Source organism: Nocardioides ferulae, from assembly GCF_003660455.1.
In the GTDB taxonomy this organism is placed as follows: domain Bacteria; phylum Actinomycetota; class Actinomycetes; order Propionibacteriales; family Nocardioidaceae; genus Nocardioides; species Nocardioides ferulae.
Genome location: NZ_QZVR01000007.1, coordinates 240,550 through 254,991, shown reverse-complemented (window position 1 = coordinate 254,991; position 14,442 = coordinate 240,550). Strand labels below are relative to the sequence as shown.

Here is a 14,442-nt window from a genome sequence, read left to right as displayed (position 1 = left end):
GGAAACGGCTGTTTCGGTGCCGTTTCGCCGGTTTCACCGGGGCGTGACGGTTTCCGGTCCGCTTGGGCGGGTCAGCTGCCGGCCCCACGCGGGGTCGGGCCCGGCCGGGTCGAGCATCCGGCCGCGCAGCACGGTGGCGGTGACCCGCCCGGCGTACCGCTGTCCGTCGTAGGCCGAGATCGGGTTGCGGTGCGCCAGCGCTGCGGCGTCGACGTGCAGCTCCTCGGCGGTGTCGTAGACCACCAGGTCGGCGTCGGCGCCGACCTCGATCCGGCCCTTGTGGCCGAGCCCGACCAGGTCGGCGGTGCCGCGCGACATCCACTCGCTCACCCGCTCGACGTCGATGCCACGCCGCCGGGCCTCGTGGGCGACCGCCGTGAAGCCGACCTGCAGCCCGGAGATGCCGCCCCAGGCCTGCTGGAGGTCGCCGCCGCCGCGCCGCTTCTCCTCCTCGGTGGCGGGGGAGTGGTCGGTGACGACGACGTCGATGAGACCGTCCAGGAGCGCCTGCCACAGCGCGTCGCGGTTGCCGCGGTCGCGGATCGGCGGGCAGCACTTGAACTCGCCCGCGCCGTCGGGGATCTCCTCGGCGGCGAAGCACAGGTAGTGCGGGCAGGTCTCGACGCTCACCGGCAGCCCCTCGGCGCGGGCGTCCGCGAGCACGTCGAGCGCGGTCGCGCTGGACAGGTGCAGCACGTGCACCCGGGCCCCGGTCTCGCGGGCCGCGGCCACGACCTGCCGGATCGCCCGGGTTTCGGCCGGGTCGGGCCGCGAGGCCAGGAAGTCGGCGTACGCCCTGCTCGGCGTCTGCGGTGCCGCCTCGAGCGTGGCCGGGTCCTCGGCGTGCACGACGAGCAGCGCGTCGAGGCGTGCGATCTCGCGGGCGGCCGCGACCAGCTCGGGCTGGGCCAGCGGCGGGAACTCGTCGACGCCGGAGGGGGAGAGGAAGCACTTGAAGCCCATCACCCCGGCGTCCCACAGCGGCTCGAGGTCGCCGAGGTTGCCCGGCACCGCTCCGCCCCAGAACGCCACGTCGACGGCCAGTTGTCCGCGGGCGGCCCGCTGCTTGGTCCGCAGGTTGGCGGCGCTGGTCGTCGGCGGCAGCGAGTTGAGCGGCATGTCGACGAGCGTGGTCACCCCGCCCAGCGCCGCGGCCCGGGTGGCGGTCGCGAACCCCTCCCAGTGGGTGCGCCCGGGCTCGTTGACGTGCACGTGGGTGTCGACGACGCCGGGCAACAGGTACGCCGAGTCGGGCACCGTCAGCACGCGGCCAGCGGCCGGCGCGTCGAAAGCGTCGATCGCGGCGATCCGGCCGTCGGTGACGCGCACGGTGGCCGGGCGCAGCACGCCGTCGACCAGCACCCGGCGGCCGCGGACGGCGTCGACCTGTGTCATCGCGAGCTCGCGCGCGGGGTCAGCAGAACCCGGGCACGGTGGCCCAGGCTCGCGGCTCTTCGGGGGAGCCCTCGCGCTGCACCGTGGCCTGGATCAGGCCGTAGGGACGGTCGGCGGCGAAGAAGACCTCGCCGGGGTTGTCCAGCCCGAACGGCTCGAGGTCGACCAGGAAGTGGTGCTTGTTGGGGCAGGAGAGCTTGACCTCGGCGATGCCGGGGAAGCGCTCGAGCACCGCCTTGCCCATCGCGAAGATCGTCTGCTGCAGGGCCAGCGAGTGCAGGTCGGCGAACGCCTCGAGCAGGGTGTCGCGCACCTCGGCGTAGGAGGCGTTCCAGTCGACCCCGGCGGCCACCGCCTCGGGGGTGTGCCGCCACCAGGCGGTGACCGAGGTGGCCAGGATCCGGTCGGTGGCCTCGGCGAGCGTGGTGTAGCGGTCGCGGGGGAAGCCGTGGAACTCCGACCCGGTCGACTTCAGCACCGTGCAGTCGGTGAGCCCGGAGAGCACGAACACCTCCGCGCCGTCGCGCTGCACCACGGCGGTGCGCACCTCGCGGCCGGTGCGAGCGAACGCGTGGTCGTGCGGCCGCCCGGCGACGTCTAGCCGGTCCCAGGCGTGCTGCTGGGCCTGCCACACCCCGCCGCTCACCCAGGGGAACTCCCTGACGAAGTGGTCGCCGAGCGTGAGCAGGAACTGCTCGGGGGAGTGCACGCCGTGCTCGCGGGCGAAGGCATAGACGGTGTTCTTCTGGGTGTCGGTGGCCACCACCCGGCTGTTGTCGCCTTCGGTGTGGCAGGCGGTGAAGTCGCCGCGCAACTGGGTGGTGACGGTGAGGTCCGTGATCTCGTGGCGGGCGGTGTCCCGGGTGACCCGCACCAGCCGGCACTCGGCCTTGCCGTACTGGTTGGCGCCGAGCACGATGCGGCCGGTGGTCTCGCTCGCTGGTGCCTCGGTGGTCGATGCGCTGGTCACGTCAGCTCCCTCGGTAGGTGGTGTAGGCGAACGGGCTCAGCAGCAGCGCCACGTGATGGTGGGGCTGAGCCGGGTGATCCGCCACGGCGAAGGCCACCCGCACCTCGGGGTGGAAGGTCTCCCGGCCGGCGGCGGCGAACCAGGCCCCGGTGGCGAAGGTCAGCGTGTGCGTGCCGGGGGCGAGGTCGGCGTCGAAGCGGACCCGGCCGTCGGCGTCGGTGACGGCCTCGGCGAGCGGGTCGCCGTCGGGGCCGGCGAGCCCGACCGCCAGGCCGGCCGCCGGGACGCCCAGGGCGGCGTCGAGCACGTGGGTGCTGCAGGTGGTCACGCGAACTGCCCCCTCAGTCGGAGCACCGCGATCTCGGCCAGCTCACCGGCAGTGACCCGCAGCTCGGTCTCCTCGTCGTTGTCCAGGCGCTGCTCGAGCAGGGCGAGGATCTCGGCGGCGTCGCGGCCGGCCGCGCGCACCAGGAAGATCCGGCCGAACAGCTTCTCGTAGCGCCGGTTGCCCTCGGCCAGCCGCCGGGCGAGGTCGTCGTCGTCGCGGTCGACGCCGGCCTGCTCCTGCACGGACATGCCGGCGCTGGCGCCGGAGCCTCGCGGCCGCTCGCCGATGCGGGGGTGGTCGGCGAGCGCCGCCTCGACCTCCTCGCCGGTCCAGGCCGACGCCGCCTGCTCGGCGTACCCGGTGAGCTCGTCGACGGAGTCGAACGGCCGGGCCGCCACGATCGCGGCCACCCATGCGTCGACGTCCGCGCACGGACGCACCACCGCGGCAGCGGCCTCGGCGTCCAGCCGGTTGAACTCCTCGATCAGCACGCGTGGAACCTACGAGCCGGATGTGAAGCGCAGCCGCAACGGTCGTTTCACGCAGGTAACGATCGCCGGCCCTCAGGCCAGGTCGGCGGCGAGCTGCAGCAGCTCCAGGTCGCGCCCGGCGGCGGCGACCAGCGAGACCCCGCAGGGCAGCCCCTCGGCGGTGCGGGTCGGCAGGGTGACCGCCGGCAGGCCGCCCAACCCGGCCAGGCAGGTCAGATTCATCGTCGCCTCGCGCACCGGGCCCAGATCGGTGCCGATCCGCGGCGCCACCGACGACGCGGCGGGCAGCACCAGCACCCGGTCGCCGACCAGGCCCCGGATCGTCTCCCGCGCGAGCCCGACCTGCTCGCGCGCGGCGTCCGCGTCGGCGTCGGTGACGGTCGAGGCGTGGGCGAAGCGGCCGCGCACGTCGGCGCCGAGCGTGTCCAGTCGGCCGGCCAGCCAGTCACCGTGCTCGCGCCAGGCCTCCCAGGCCTGCAGCGTCTGGAAGGCGGCCAGCCAGCCGGGCAGGTCGTCGAGTGGCCAGTCCTCCGCCGCGACACCTCCCAGGGCCGCCAGGCACCGGGTGAGCGTCTCCGCGACGTCGGGGTCGGCCAGCGCCACCAGCCGTGGCACGACGACCAGCTCGCGGGTGCCGGCCGGCGGCCGGCCGGGCAGCAGCACCCGGCCGACCGCCAGCAGCGTGGCCGGGTCGCGGGCGAGCCAGCCCACCGTGTCGAACGAGGGCGCCAGCGCGAGCAGCCCGTCGCGGCTCACCAGGTCGTGGGTGGTGCGGATGCCGTAGAGACCTTGGTACGCCGCGGGCACCCGCACCGAGCCGCCGGTGTCGGTGCCGAGGCCGAGGCTCGCGTGCCCCAGGGCCACGGCGGCCGCCGAGCCCGAGGACGAGCCCCCGGGCAGCCGGTGCGGCGCGCGGACGTTGGGCGGGGTGCCGGAGTGGGCGTTGGCCCCGGCGAGGCTGTAGGCGAACTCGTCGGTGCGGGCCAGGCCGCGCAGGTCGGCGCCCGCGTCGACCAGCGCCTGCACCGCCGCGGCGTGGCGGGCCTCGACGGCGGCGGCGGCCAGCCAGGCGGGGTTGCCGGCCCCGATGCGCTGACCGGCGACGGCGTAGAGGTCCTTGACGGCGACGGTGTGCCCGCGCAGCGGCCCGCCGTCGGCGCCGGCGACCAGCGGGTCGCCGACCACCCGCCAGACCCTTGTGTCGAGGGCCGGCGGGGGTGCCGAGACGTGGGCGGCGGTGACCGCCCAGCCGAGCGGGAGCCGGGCCCACAGCTGGGTCTGCTGCCCGCGGCCGCCGCCGTGCGGCTCGGTGAGCGCGACGATCAGCGCGTGGTCGTCGTCGACCACCTGGACGTGCAGGTCGGTGAGGGTGCGCTCGGGGATGCCGCCGCGGCTGCCACGGAACGCGCTGATCGCGTCGTGCCCGACCAGGAGCCCCTGGGCGTCGCCACGGATGGTGTGCGGGCCGGGTGCGAACAGCCGGTCCAGCGCGGCGAGGTCGTCGGCGTGCAGGGCGCGCTCGTAGCTCCAGAACGCCTCGAGCAGGCCGGCCGGCGGGTGGGCGGCGCCGCTGAGGTGCAGCCGGGCGTCGGCGCGGGTCACCGGGACATCACCGGGCCATCATCGGGCCACCGCGGCGAAGTCGGCCTTGCGGATCCGGGCGTGCACACCGCTGACCACGTCGACCACCTGGGAGATGTCGAAGTCGGTGGCCGCGCTCAGATAGGCGTAGGCCAGCCGCGGATCCATCCCGTAGCGCGCCTCGAGCAGCGCGATCGCCGCGCGCACACAGTTGCGCACCGCCTGGTCGAGATCCTCGTCGAGGCCGGTCGGCACCAGGTGGTCGCGGGTCTCCGCGAGCGGCCCGGCGAGCTCGCCGAATCGGCGTACGGCGTCCTCGTGCGGCACCACGTCGAACCGCACGGTGGCCCGCAGCGACGCCTCCATCGCGGTGAGCGCGACCTCGCCGTCGCCCTGCGCGAAGTGGGGGTCGCCCACGTAGGCCAGGGCGCCGTCGACCTGCACCGGCAGATAGAGCGTCGAGCCGGCCGTGAGCAGATTGATGTCGAGGTTGCCGCCGTGCGGGCCGGGCGGCACCGAGTGCGGGCGGCTCGCGCCGGCGACCGCGACGCCCATGATCCCCAGGAACGGCGCCAGCGGGAACGTCACCACCGGCTCGCCACCGGGGACGAGCGGCAGCGCACCGCGGGCGCCGTCGGGGCCGTCCTGCACCGTGGCGAACGCGCTGAACAGCTCGCCGTCGAGGGGGAACTCGCCGGGCAGCGCGCCGCGCCCGTGCCGGTTCGACACCACCCCGTAGGGCACGCGGGGCAGCGTCTCGACGACGGTGATCGCGAGCAGGTCGCCGACCCGCGCGCCGTCGACCCGCACCGGCCGGGAGACCAGGTGCGGGCCGTCGACGCCGAAGGTGTGCGGCAGCCCGGACGACGCGATCGCGACCGCGTCCTCGAGCACGTCGGTGGCGCCGTGGGCGGTGAAGAACGTCTCGGGGTCGCGGCCCTGGTCCTCGAGCAGCCCCTCGTGGCTGACCGTGTCGACGGTGACCTCGGTGCCCGGCTCGACGGTGACGACCGGCGCGTCGGCGGCGCACGGCAGCCGCCCCCACAGCACGGTGTCGGGGGTCGCCGGCAGGTAGGTCGAGCGGATCGGCCCGCGACCCGGCTGCAGCACCTCGAGGCCACTGGTCGTCGTCACCGGCCGGACGCTACGCAACGACTGTTTCGGCGGTGTTGCCGCCAGGGGTGCGCGGCGCCGGTGGTGGGTACCGGCGGGGCCTGGTCGGCAGATCGCCGGCCGTCGGAGGGAGGACCACACCATGGCGATCGGAAGCATCATCAAGGGCGCGCTGGGGGCCAAGGCGGCCGGACGGCGCGGCGGCGCCGGCCTCGGGCCGGCCAAGGGTGGCACCCGCGGCGGCCGCGCCGCGACCGGCGGCACCGCGAAGGACGCCGCCATCGGGCGCGGGGTGCGTGGCCTGCTGCGCAAGGCCCGCTGAGCTCCGGCGGGACGCCGCCAGTGACGTGTAGCGCAGGTTCGAGAGCCCCTCAGGCCTGCGTTTCGCGTCACTCGGCGTCGTCTGGCTTCTCGGCCAGTAGATCGCGCAGGTCGAGGCGCTCGTCGAGCGACGGCTCGGTGCGCCACCCCGGTGGCGGCTGCAGCGTCCACCGCTGCTCGCGCCCTGCCGCCCGCTCCTGCGCGAGACGCATCCTGGTCACGACGAGCGTGGGGTTCCGCAGGTCGGCGCCCACGACTGTCACCTGCTCCAGGCCGGCTGCGTCGAGGTCCTGCCGGCGTTGCACGTCACGACGGTGACGCTCGCGAGTCCGGTGCTCTGCGCCGTCGTACTCCCCGTAGACGCCGCGCGTCGGGTCCAAGAGGTCCGGGACGCCGAGCAATCGACCGTCGAGGTCGAAGACCGGGCGGTTGCACAACGGCCGCGGCCATCCTCCCTCGAGCTCCCACACCAGGCGCAGCCTCGTCTCGGCCGGGGAGCGGCTGTGCTCGTCCGCGAGGTCCAACGCCGCGAGGACGTGTCGTCGCCCCCTCGCCCCGGTGCGCCGACTGCAGTAGGCACGCATCCTCCGGATCGAGGTCAGTTCGGCTGCGGCGGCCATGTCCATCGCGGCGACCGCTCCCCACAGGTCGAGACGCCGCATCTCGTCGAAGAGCGCTCGCTCGGCCGAGCACGTGCGGATGCCGTGCATGACGACCACCTCCGACTCAGGCAGCCGCTCCCGGTGTCGCGTGATCGCAGGGTGCGGCTCGAGCCGGCCGCCACCGGCAGCGAGGGGCACCGGCAGCCGGGTGCGGCCGTCGGTGTCGAGCCCGTCGAAGAAGCCACCGCCGAGCAGGCGCAGCGCCGCCCAACCGGTGACGGCGCCGGTGGGACCGAGTCGCTGGGACTGCTCGAGGATGCGCTGCTCGACGCAGTCGTCGGAGACCGTGGCAGGGACGTGTAGACCACGGCTGCTCTGCCGCCAGCGGGGGCCGGCCGCCTGCGCTCGGGTCGGCCCGGAACGGCCGGTGGGGTCCACGGCGACCGGCAGCACCAAGCCCGTCGGCCGCGGAGCGCGCGGGTCCCAGCGATGGGGTTCACGAGGGTGTGCCATGCCACCGGGTCTGCCCGGTCCTGGGCCCGGGAGCACCTGCCGCGTCGCGCCTGTGGACAAGCGTCGAGGGCCCGGCGTACGCCGAGTGCCGTGAAGCGCAGGTTCGAGAGCCCCCCAAACCTGCGTTTCGCGTCACTCGCGCTCAGTAGTGGACCCGGTCCTCCTTCGCCAGCCACGCGTCGAACGGGTGGCTGGCGTGAGCGCAGGGCAGGGCGACCACGGGCATCGGCCAGGTCGCCCGGTCCGCGGCGAGCAGGTCGTAGAAGGCCAGGTCGTCGAAGCCGCCCCGGGCGGCGTCGTAGCGGTCGGCGGCGAAGACGATGCGCTCGAGGCGGGCCCACAGGGCCGCGGCGACGCACATCGGGCACGGCTCGCAGGAGCTGTAGAGCGTGCAGCCGGCGAGCGCGAACGCGCCGAGCGTGCGGCAGGCGTCCCTGATCGCGACGACCTCCGCGTGCGCGGTCGGGTCCAGGTCGCGGGTGACCCGGTTCTGCCCCGCGCCGAGGGGCCGGCCGTCGCGCACCACCACCGCCCCGAACGGGCCCCCGCCTTCTGCGACGTTCTCGACGGCGAGCGCGCAGGCCCGGGTCAGCCAGGCCTCGTCGGACGTCGCGGCCAAGGCCGCTCCGGGATCGGCGTCGTAGTGCGACATGGCCCCTCCCTGGGTCGAGTCCTGCCTCCATCAAACGCCCGCTGGTCGAGCGCCGTGGTCGATCCGGGCAACCGGTCGTGTCCGGTTGCCAATACGCTCTGCGACCGTGAGCGAGACGACCGAGACCGAGTTCGACGCCCAGACCGCTGTGGTCGCCCGCCCCGAGGGTGGGTACGCCGCCGAGCTCGCGCCCGGCTGGTCGGTGGGCGGCGGCCTCAACGGCGGTTACCAGCTCGCCGTGGTCGGCCAGGCGCTGCGGGCGGCGCTGGGTCCGCTGGGCAAGCCCGACCCGATCTCGATCAGCGCCTACTACCTGTCGGCGGCCGTGGGCGGCGCGGCGACCGTCGAGGTCGACGTACGACGCGACGGCGGCAGCCTGGCCACCGCGGCGGCCGAGCTGCGGCAGAGCGGCGAGGCCAGGATCACGGCGCTGGCCACCTACGGCGACCTGGCCACGCTGGGCGACGACGTGCGCACCACCGCCGAGCAGCCCGAGCTGCCGCCGGTGGAGGAGTGCGTGCCGGGCAGCCTGGCGCCCGAGGAGGTGCGGAGGATGGCGCCGCTGATGGACCGCTTCGACATGCGGTTCCACCCCGACCAGGTGGGTTGGGTGGTGGGGCAGCCCAGTGGCAAGGGGGAGCTGAGCGCGTGGTTCCGACTGGCCGGGGAGCGCGAGCCCGACCCGATCTCGCTGCTGCTGGTCGTCGACGCGCTGCCGCCGGTCACCTTCGACCTGGGGATGCCCGGGTGGGCGCCGACGCTCGAGCTGACCGCGCACGTGCGGGCGGTTCCCGCGCCCGGCTGGTTGAAGGTGCGGCACGCGACCCGCAACCTGGCCGGCGGCATGTTCGAGGAGGACTGCGAGGTCTGGGACTCCGCCGGCCGGCTGGTCGCGCAGAGCCGGCAGCTGGCGCGCCAGCCACGAGGGTGAGCCAATCGCCTAGCACCACTCCATGTCAGATGTGGGGGTTTCCGACGAATTGCGTCCGGACGGTCCAGACCGGTGTTCCCTCTTCGGGGCTCGCACGTTGGAAGACCGGCGACAGGGGGGAGGACACCTGTCGCGCGCCTCGCTCGGGCCGAGGCCGGTCACTGGAGCGAGCCCGTCATGGGCCGACATTGGGAGGAAACGACTTCATGCTGCGTACGCCGAGGGTCAGGAGCCTGGCGGTCACCGCGGTCGCCGCGCTCGCGTTGGCGGGGCTGCCGCTCGCAGGGGCGGCTGCCGCCGAGGGGGACCCGGTAACCACGTCGCTGGCGGGGGCGTCGGCCGACGGGCTGGCGTTCGACGTCGACGAGAACGGGTTCGGCGACATCACGGTGTCGGCGAAGGACCAGTCCGGGGCCGAGATCTCGATGGCGTTCCGCACGCTCACCTACCACTGGGTGGTGCGGCCGTTCGCCGGCGGCGAGCCGATCACGACCGACGAGCAGACCACGCTCACCGGCGTCAACAGCACCATGGTGAAGTTCCCGGGCGGGCAGCCGGCCGGCACCTACGAGCTCTACGCCGCGCTGAGCGCTGCGCCGTTCACCGGCGAGGGCGCGATCGCGGAGGCCAAGGTCCTCACCATCAAGGCCGGCGAGGCCGACGTCACCTGGCGGCTCAAGGGCCCGCAGCAGGCGCTCGCGGGTGACTTCGCCAGGGTCGACGGGGTCCTGGCCCTCGAGGACGGCACCGGCCTCGAGGGGCGTCCGCTCGACCTGAGCTGGACCCGTGGCGCCGAGACCGAGCCGGACGGGGACGGCGACGCCGGCCTGGTCGACGGCGACCAGCTGGTCACCGGCCTGCGGGTCACCACCGGCGCGGGCGGCGCGATCTCGGCCACCGTCGCCGACGTGAAGGAGACCCCGCAGCCCGCGGAGCTCGGCGGCACGCTCGACGCGGCCAGCCCGTTCGCGCTCGGCGGCGGCGTGGGTGCCGAGGCCGACCCGCAGGGCGTCGACTTCCTGAAGACGCTCGCGGTGGGCTCGGTGACGATCGCCGCGGAGACACCGCTGAGCGTCGACGGCAAGACCCCGGGGCGCCCGGTGAGCTCGTCGGTGACGGTGAAGAGCCCCACCGGCAACCCGCTGGCGAACCAGAAGGTCAGGCTGACCACCGACAAGGGCTTCTTCACCACGCACGCGACGACGATGGCGGGGCTGACCCCGGCGGCGACGCCGACCGCGGGCAGTGACGCGGGGGCGTGGAAGAACCTGGGTGCCTCGATCGAGGCCACGACCGACGGCGACGGCGTCGCCCGGTTCACGCTGGCGATCGAGCGCGACGCGGGCTTCGACGACGACGGCAGGGTCGACGCGACCGTGACGGCCTCGGCGACCGGCCCCGGCACCACGACCGCGGTGACCGACACCGAGGTCGTCGACTGGACCACCGCGAACCCGTTCAACGGCGGCAAGGTGCGCCTGGAGCCGGCGCCGGCGGCGCTGCAGCAGTCGGGGGTGCTGCCGAAGGCACCGCTGAGCGACACGGTCGTGCTCGACGTGGTCGCCGAGGACCAGTTCGGCAACCCGGTGGCGGGCGAGACGGTCACGTTGGCCGACGACGCGACGGGCGCCGAGATCGACGTGGCATCGGTGAAGACCGACCTGGTCGCCGACGGCGACGTGACGCTGAGTGCGACCGCCGCGGCAGCCCAGAAGGTGACCGGCACCTGGAGCACCGAGACGCACCGGTGGGCGAGCGCGACCGCGCAGGCACCGGCCGGGTCCGAGAACGTGACCGGCGACTACACCGCCGAGTGGTACGCCGTCGACCCGGCCGCGTCGAGCTTCTCGCTGGTCTCCGACGGGGAGGGCTCCGAGGTGGGCCAGGCGGTGACCTCGACCTACACCGCCACCGACCAGCACGGTGAGCCGATCGCCGACCTGTTCGTGGAGTTCTTCCGCGCCGGCCCGGGCAGCCAGGGCGGCGGCGAGGCGGCGAAGTCGGAGCTGACCGGCCAGGACGGCCTCGTCGACTACGTGTTCGTGGCCAGCGAGCCCGGCGAGGTGCGCATTTCGACCGTGGGGCGCTCCGGCAGTGCCGCGGGGTCGCCGGTAGCGCAGGCGGCGAAGTCGGTGAGCTTCGACTACGGGACCGTGGTGGTCTGTCGCTGCTCGCCGATCGCGGCCGTGTTGAAGGGCCCCAACAACGGGCCGAAGGCCGACCGGCTGCGTGTCATCACCAAGAATGCAGCGGTCGCGGGAGCCAAGGTCAGGCTCTTCAAGTACGTCGACGGCAAGCGGAAGCTGGTGCGGACCGGCACGCTCAACGGCGCCGGGAACTGGAAGACGAAGGTGAAGGACACCAACGGCAAGAAGCGCACCAGGTACGTCGCGGTGATCTCGAAGACGGAGAGCACCACCGGCGCGAGGACGAACTTCCGCCTGGTCCGCTAGCCAACCCGGTGGTTGAGGAGGTTGCGCAGCAACCGTCTCGAAACCACCCCGACCCCGGGCAGGGCCTCAGCCGCTGGAGGCCTTGCCCGGAACACCCACCGTCCCCCGCGGGATCGCCAGTGTGGCGACCAGCCCGCGGGGGACGCGGGCGTCCAGGCGCAGGGAGCCGCCGTGGGCGACGGCGACCGTGTCGGCGAACGCCAGGCCGAGGCCGCGCCGGGAGAACCCGTCGGTGTCCGCGGCGCCGATCTCGAAGTAGTGCAGCAGCCGCTCCCGCTCCTCGGGGCAGATGCCCGGGCCCTCGTCCTCGACGTGCAGGGCCAGGGTGTGGTGCTCGGCGGAGCACCGGACGACTACCGACCCGCCGGGCGGGGAGTGGCGCACGGCGTTGTCGACCAGCTCGTAGACGGCTCGTGCGAGGAGGCGTCGGTCCGCGATGGCGGTGAACCGCTCGGGCAGCCGCACGGCGAGCTCGACCCGCCGCTGCCGGGCACGCGGCTGCAGGTAGGCGACCGAGTCGCGGACAGCGGTGACGACGTCGCCGTCGGTGGGGTGCAGCCGTCCCGCCTGCTCGAGGTCGACCAGCGCGGAGACGGCCTCGGTGAGCCCCGCCAGCCGGCGGCTGGCACTGACGATGCGGTCCAGCGACGACCGGGCTTGGGCGGGCAGCTCGACGCCGAGGTCCTCGAGCAGTTCGCCGTGGCCGAGGACCGAGGTGAGTGGCGTACGGAACTGGTGGTTGATGACGTCGACGAGGCGGTGTCGCAGGTGCTCCTCGGTCTGCGCCAGCCGGTGCTCGGCGGTCACGTCGCGCACGAGGATGACGGCGCCGGTGATGGCGCCGGTGTCCTCGTCCACGATCGGCGCGGCGCTGGCTCGCTGGTAGCGCAGCAGGCCGCCGCGGTCGCAGGTGACCAGCAGTGCGTCCTCGACGACCTCCCCGCGCAGGGCACGTGAGCCGGGCAGCTCGTGGTGGGTTGCGGGGGTGACGCCGTCCTCGCAGAGCAGGATCTGGCCCTCGATCAGCTCGGCCTGGTCGCGAGGGGGGTGGTCCAGGCCCAGCTGCTCGGTCAGCGCGGGGGAGACCAGCTCGAACCGGCCCTGGGCGTCCATGATCGCGAGGGTGGTCCCGCGCAGCGTGCCGAGCAGGGCGGAGAGGGCTGTGTCCACGGTTCTTCCAGGACTGATCGGGGCGCGGCGCGCTCGTTGACTCCACCAGGTTGCCGTGGACCGGGCCAGGTTGGTGGGGGCGAAGGTCACGGGATGTCCTGGTTCCGGCCGGGCGGGTGGGGCTGTTCGGCCCATCGCAGCCGGTCTGACCTGGACCGCTGCGATGGGCCGAGCTTCGGCGTGGGCGCGGAGCTCAGTAGCGGAACCGGCCGACGAGCTGCTGCATCTCCGACGCCATCCGGGCCAGCTCCTCGGCGGCCTGGCTGGTCGAGCCTGCGGCAGTGGTGGTCTCGTTCGCGGCACTGGCGACGTTGGTGATGCTCGAGGCGATGTGGGTGGAGCCGCTGGCGGCCTCGGCGACGTTGCGCGAGATCTCGTTGGTGGTGGCGGTCTGCTCCTCCACGGCCGAGGCGATCGTGGACTGAGAGTCGTTGATCTGGGCGATGATCGAGGAGATCTCGGTGATCGCGGTGACCGCGGCCTGGGTGTCGGCCTGGATGGTCTCGATCCGGCGGCTGATGTCGTCGGTGGCGCGGCTGGTCTCCTGGGCGAGCTCCTTGACCTCGTTGGCGACCACCGCGAAACCCTTGCCTGCTTCGCCGGCGCGGGCGGCCTCGATGGTGGCGTTGAGGGCGAGCAGGTTGGTCTGCTCCGCGATCGAGGTGATCACCTTGACCACGTTGCCGACCTCGATGGAGGAGTCGCCGAGCTTGGCGACGGTGGCGGTGGTGTTGTCGGTGACCTCGACGGCGTGCTCGGCGATGGTGGCCGCGGTGGTGGCGTTGTGGGCGATCTCGCGGATCGACGCCGACATCTCCTCGGCGCCGGCCGCGACGGTCTGCACGCTCTGGGAGACCTGCTCCGCGGCGGCGGAGACCACACCGGCCTCGGTGGCGGAGTCGGAGGCGGAGCCCGACATCTGGGCCGACACCGCGGAGAGCTCCTGGGAGGCCGAGGAGAGCGCGACGGAGTTCTCGTCGATGCTGCGCATCGAGTCACCCAGACCTGCCAGGGCCTCGTTGAGAGCGGTGGCCATCTGGCCGACCTCGTCGCGGCTGTCGACGTCGAGGCGCTGGTCGAGCCGACCGGCGGCGAGCTGCTTGAGCACGTCGACGGCCTTGCGCAGCGGGACGGCGATCAGCCGGGTGAGCCACACGGTGAGCCCGAGGCCGAGCAGGGCGGCGGCCGCGATCATCGCGAAGATGAGGAGCCGGGAGGAGCTGTAGGCGTCGGCCGCGTCGGCGATCGCCTGCTCGGCGGCGGCGTTCTCGCTGTCGGTCAGGGCGCCGACGGCCTCGGTGATCGCGGTGGAGTAGGGGGTGACGTGCTCGGCACGCGCATCGTTGAACGCCTCGATGTCGTTGGCGAGCGCTGCGGGCAGCATCTGCTCGTCCCGGCCGGTGCGGTAGTCGGCGAGGGCGGCCTCGAGCTGCGCGACGATCTCGGTGCGGCCGGTCAGGTCGGTCTGCTTGTAGGCGGTGAGTGCGTCGTCGACGCGCACGTCGAGCTCGTCGATGTCGGCCTGGAGGGCCCGCATGGCCGCCGACTCCTGGGCGACCAGCACGTCCACTGCCTTGAATCGCGTCATCACGATGTCGGCGTCGAGGGCGCCGAGCAGTTGCACCGAAGCCATGTTCTCGTCGTAGACATTCTCCAGTCGCTCCTGGGTCGCACCCAGACGGCTCAGGCCCAGCAGCCCGACGGCGACCACCAGGACCCCCATGAGCGTGAAGCCGGCGGTGAGTTTCTTGGCGGTGGACAGGTTGCTGATCAGCGTGAGCGGGCTTCGGCGGCGTGTGGTGGCGCGCTCGAGGTCGTCGGACATGTGTTCCTCCGGGGTGGCCTGTCGGCCGGGTCGTGGCCTCACCAGAGCGCGTCGTGGCCGCGCCGGTGGTGATCCCCTGACCACCCGAGACCGTCGC

At 73.8% G+C, this 14,442-nt stretch carries 13 protein-coding genes; 3 read left to right on the top strand and 10 right to left on the bottom strand.

Annotated elements, in window-relative coordinates:
* Positions 1 to 33 precede the first annotated feature (33 nt).
* The 6 genes from allB to D6B71_RS11280 all read right to left on the bottom strand — a co-directional run bounded on the left by allB (position 34) and on the right by D6B71_RS11280 (position 5,899).
* Entirely contained in the window at positions 34 to 1,395 is a 1,362-nt protein-coding gene (allB, locus tag D6B71_RS11305; RefSeq protein ID WP_121255033.1) for an allantoinase AllB, read from the bottom strand.
* Between the two features lie 19 nt (positions 1,396 to 1,414).
* Entirely contained in the window at positions 1,415 to 2,365 is a 951-nt protein-coding gene (gene pucL, locus D6B71_RS11300; protein ID WP_240641317.1) for a factor-independent urate hydroxylase, read from the bottom strand.
* A 1-nt stretch (position 2,366) separates the two neighbouring features.
* Positions 2,367 to 2,693, bottom strand: a complete 327-nt coding sequence (uraH, locus tag D6B71_RS11295; protein WP_121255031.1) for a hydroxyisourate hydrolase — start codon at positions 2,691 to 2,693, stop codon at positions 2,367 to 2,369.
* Positions 2,690 to 3,184, bottom strand: coding sequence for a 2-oxo-4-hydroxy-4-carboxy-5-ureidoimidazoline decarboxylase (gene uraD / locus D6B71_RS11290; protein ID WP_121255029.1), 495 nt, complete (start codon positions 3,182 to 3,184; stop codon positions 2,690 to 2,692). The genes uraH and uraD overlap by 4 nt, the downstream gene beginning before the upstream one ends.
* A gap of 72 nt (positions 3,185 to 3,256) precedes the next feature.
* The gene (locus D6B71_RS11285) at positions 3,257 to 4,786 is read right to left on the bottom strand and encodes an AtzH-like domain-containing protein (RefSeq protein ID WP_240641316.1); all 1,530 of its coding nucleotides are present in this window, start codon (positions 4,784 to 4,786) and stop codon (positions 3,257 to 3,259) included.
* An 18-nt stretch (positions 4,787 to 4,804) separates the two neighbouring features.
* Entirely contained in the window at positions 4,805 to 5,899 is a 1,095-nt protein-coding gene (locus D6B71_RS11280) for an acetamidase/formamidase family protein (protein ID WP_240641315.1), read from the bottom strand.
* A gap of 121 nt (positions 5,900 to 6,020) precedes the next feature.
* On the opposite strand from D6B71_RS11280, the gene D6B71_RS11275 reads away from it, so the two are divergent.
* Positions 6,021 to 6,200, top strand: a complete 180-nt coding sequence (locus tag D6B71_RS11275) for a hypothetical protein (protein ID WP_121255025.1) — start codon at positions 6,021 to 6,023, stop codon at positions 6,198 to 6,200.
* Between the two features lie 67 nt (positions 6,201 to 6,267).
* Here D6B71_RS11275 and D6B71_RS11270 read toward each other — a convergent pair whose 3' ends face one another.
* Entirely contained in the window at positions 6,268 to 7,314 is a 1,047-nt protein-coding gene (locus tag D6B71_RS11270) for a hypothetical protein (RefSeq protein WP_126688244.1), read from the bottom strand.
* A gap of 142 nt (positions 7,315 to 7,456) precedes the next feature.
* The gene (locus D6B71_RS11265) at positions 7,457 to 7,966 is read right to left on the bottom strand and encodes a nucleoside deaminase (RefSeq protein ID WP_121255021.1); all 510 of its coding nucleotides are present in this window, start codon (positions 7,964 to 7,966) and stop codon (positions 7,457 to 7,459) included.
* A 106-nt stretch (positions 7,967 to 8,072) separates the two neighbouring features.
* Here D6B71_RS11265 and D6B71_RS11260 point away from each other — a divergent pair, with 106 nt between their 5' ends.
* On the top strand, positions 8,073 to 8,897 hold the full coding sequence (locus tag D6B71_RS11260) for a thioesterase family protein (RefSeq protein ID WP_240641314.1): 825 nt from the start codon (positions 8,073 to 8,075) through the stop codon (positions 8,895 to 8,897).
* A 206-nt stretch (positions 8,898 to 9,103) separates the two neighbouring features.
* Complete coding sequence (locus tag D6B71_RS11255; protein WP_121255016.1) at positions 9,104 to 11,350, top strand: Ig-like domain-containing protein; 2,247 nt, start codon at positions 9,104 to 9,106, stop codon at positions 11,348 to 11,350.
* Positions 11,351 to 11,416: 66 nt separating this feature from the next.
* Here the strand turns inward: D6B71_RS11255 and D6B71_RS11250 are convergent, their stop codons facing one another.
* Both D6B71_RS11250 and D6B71_RS11245 read right to left on the bottom strand, forming a co-directional pair.
* Positions 11,417 to 12,520 carry a PAS domain-containing sensor histidine kinase gene (locus D6B71_RS11250; protein WP_121255014.1) on the bottom strand — a complete coding sequence of 368 codons (1,104 nt, stop codon included), beginning with the start codon at positions 12,518 to 12,520 and terminating at the stop codon, positions 11,417 to 11,419.
* Between the two features lie 193 nt (positions 12,521 to 12,713).
* Positions 12,714 to 14,345, bottom strand: coding sequence for a methyl-accepting chemotaxis protein (locus D6B71_RS11245; protein WP_121255012.1), 1,632 nt, complete (start codon positions 14,343 to 14,345; stop codon positions 12,714 to 12,716).
* Positions 14,346 to 14,442 lie beyond the last annotated feature (97 nt).

What these genes read in the sequence shown, in the direction of transcription:
- D6B71_RS11270 (WP_126688244.1), bottom strand. Translation starts at nt 7,314, where the DNA reads ATGGCACACCCTCGTGAACCCCATCGCTGGGACCCGCGCGCTCCGCGG.
- D6B71_RS11265 (WP_121255021.1), bottom strand. Translation starts at nt 7,966, where the DNA reads ATGTCGCACTACGACGCCGATCCCGGAGCGGCCTTGGCCGCGACGTCC.
- D6B71_RS11255 (WP_121255016.1), top strand. Translation starts at nt 9,104, where the DNA reads ATGCTGCGTACGCCGAGGGTCAGGAGCCTGGCGGTCACCGCGGTCGCC.
- D6B71_RS11245 (WP_121255012.1), bottom strand. Translation starts at nt 14,345, where the DNA reads ATGTCCGACGACCTCGAGCGCGCCACCACACGCCGCCGAAGCCCGCTC.
- D6B71_RS11275 (WP_121255025.1), top strand. Translation starts at nt 6,021, where the DNA reads ATGGCGATCGGAAGCATCATCAAGGGCGCGCTGGGGGCCAAGGCGGCC.
- allB (WP_121255033.1), bottom strand. Translation starts at nt 1,395, where the DNA reads ATGACACAGGTCGACGCCGTCCGCGGCCGCCGGGTGCTGGTCGACGGC.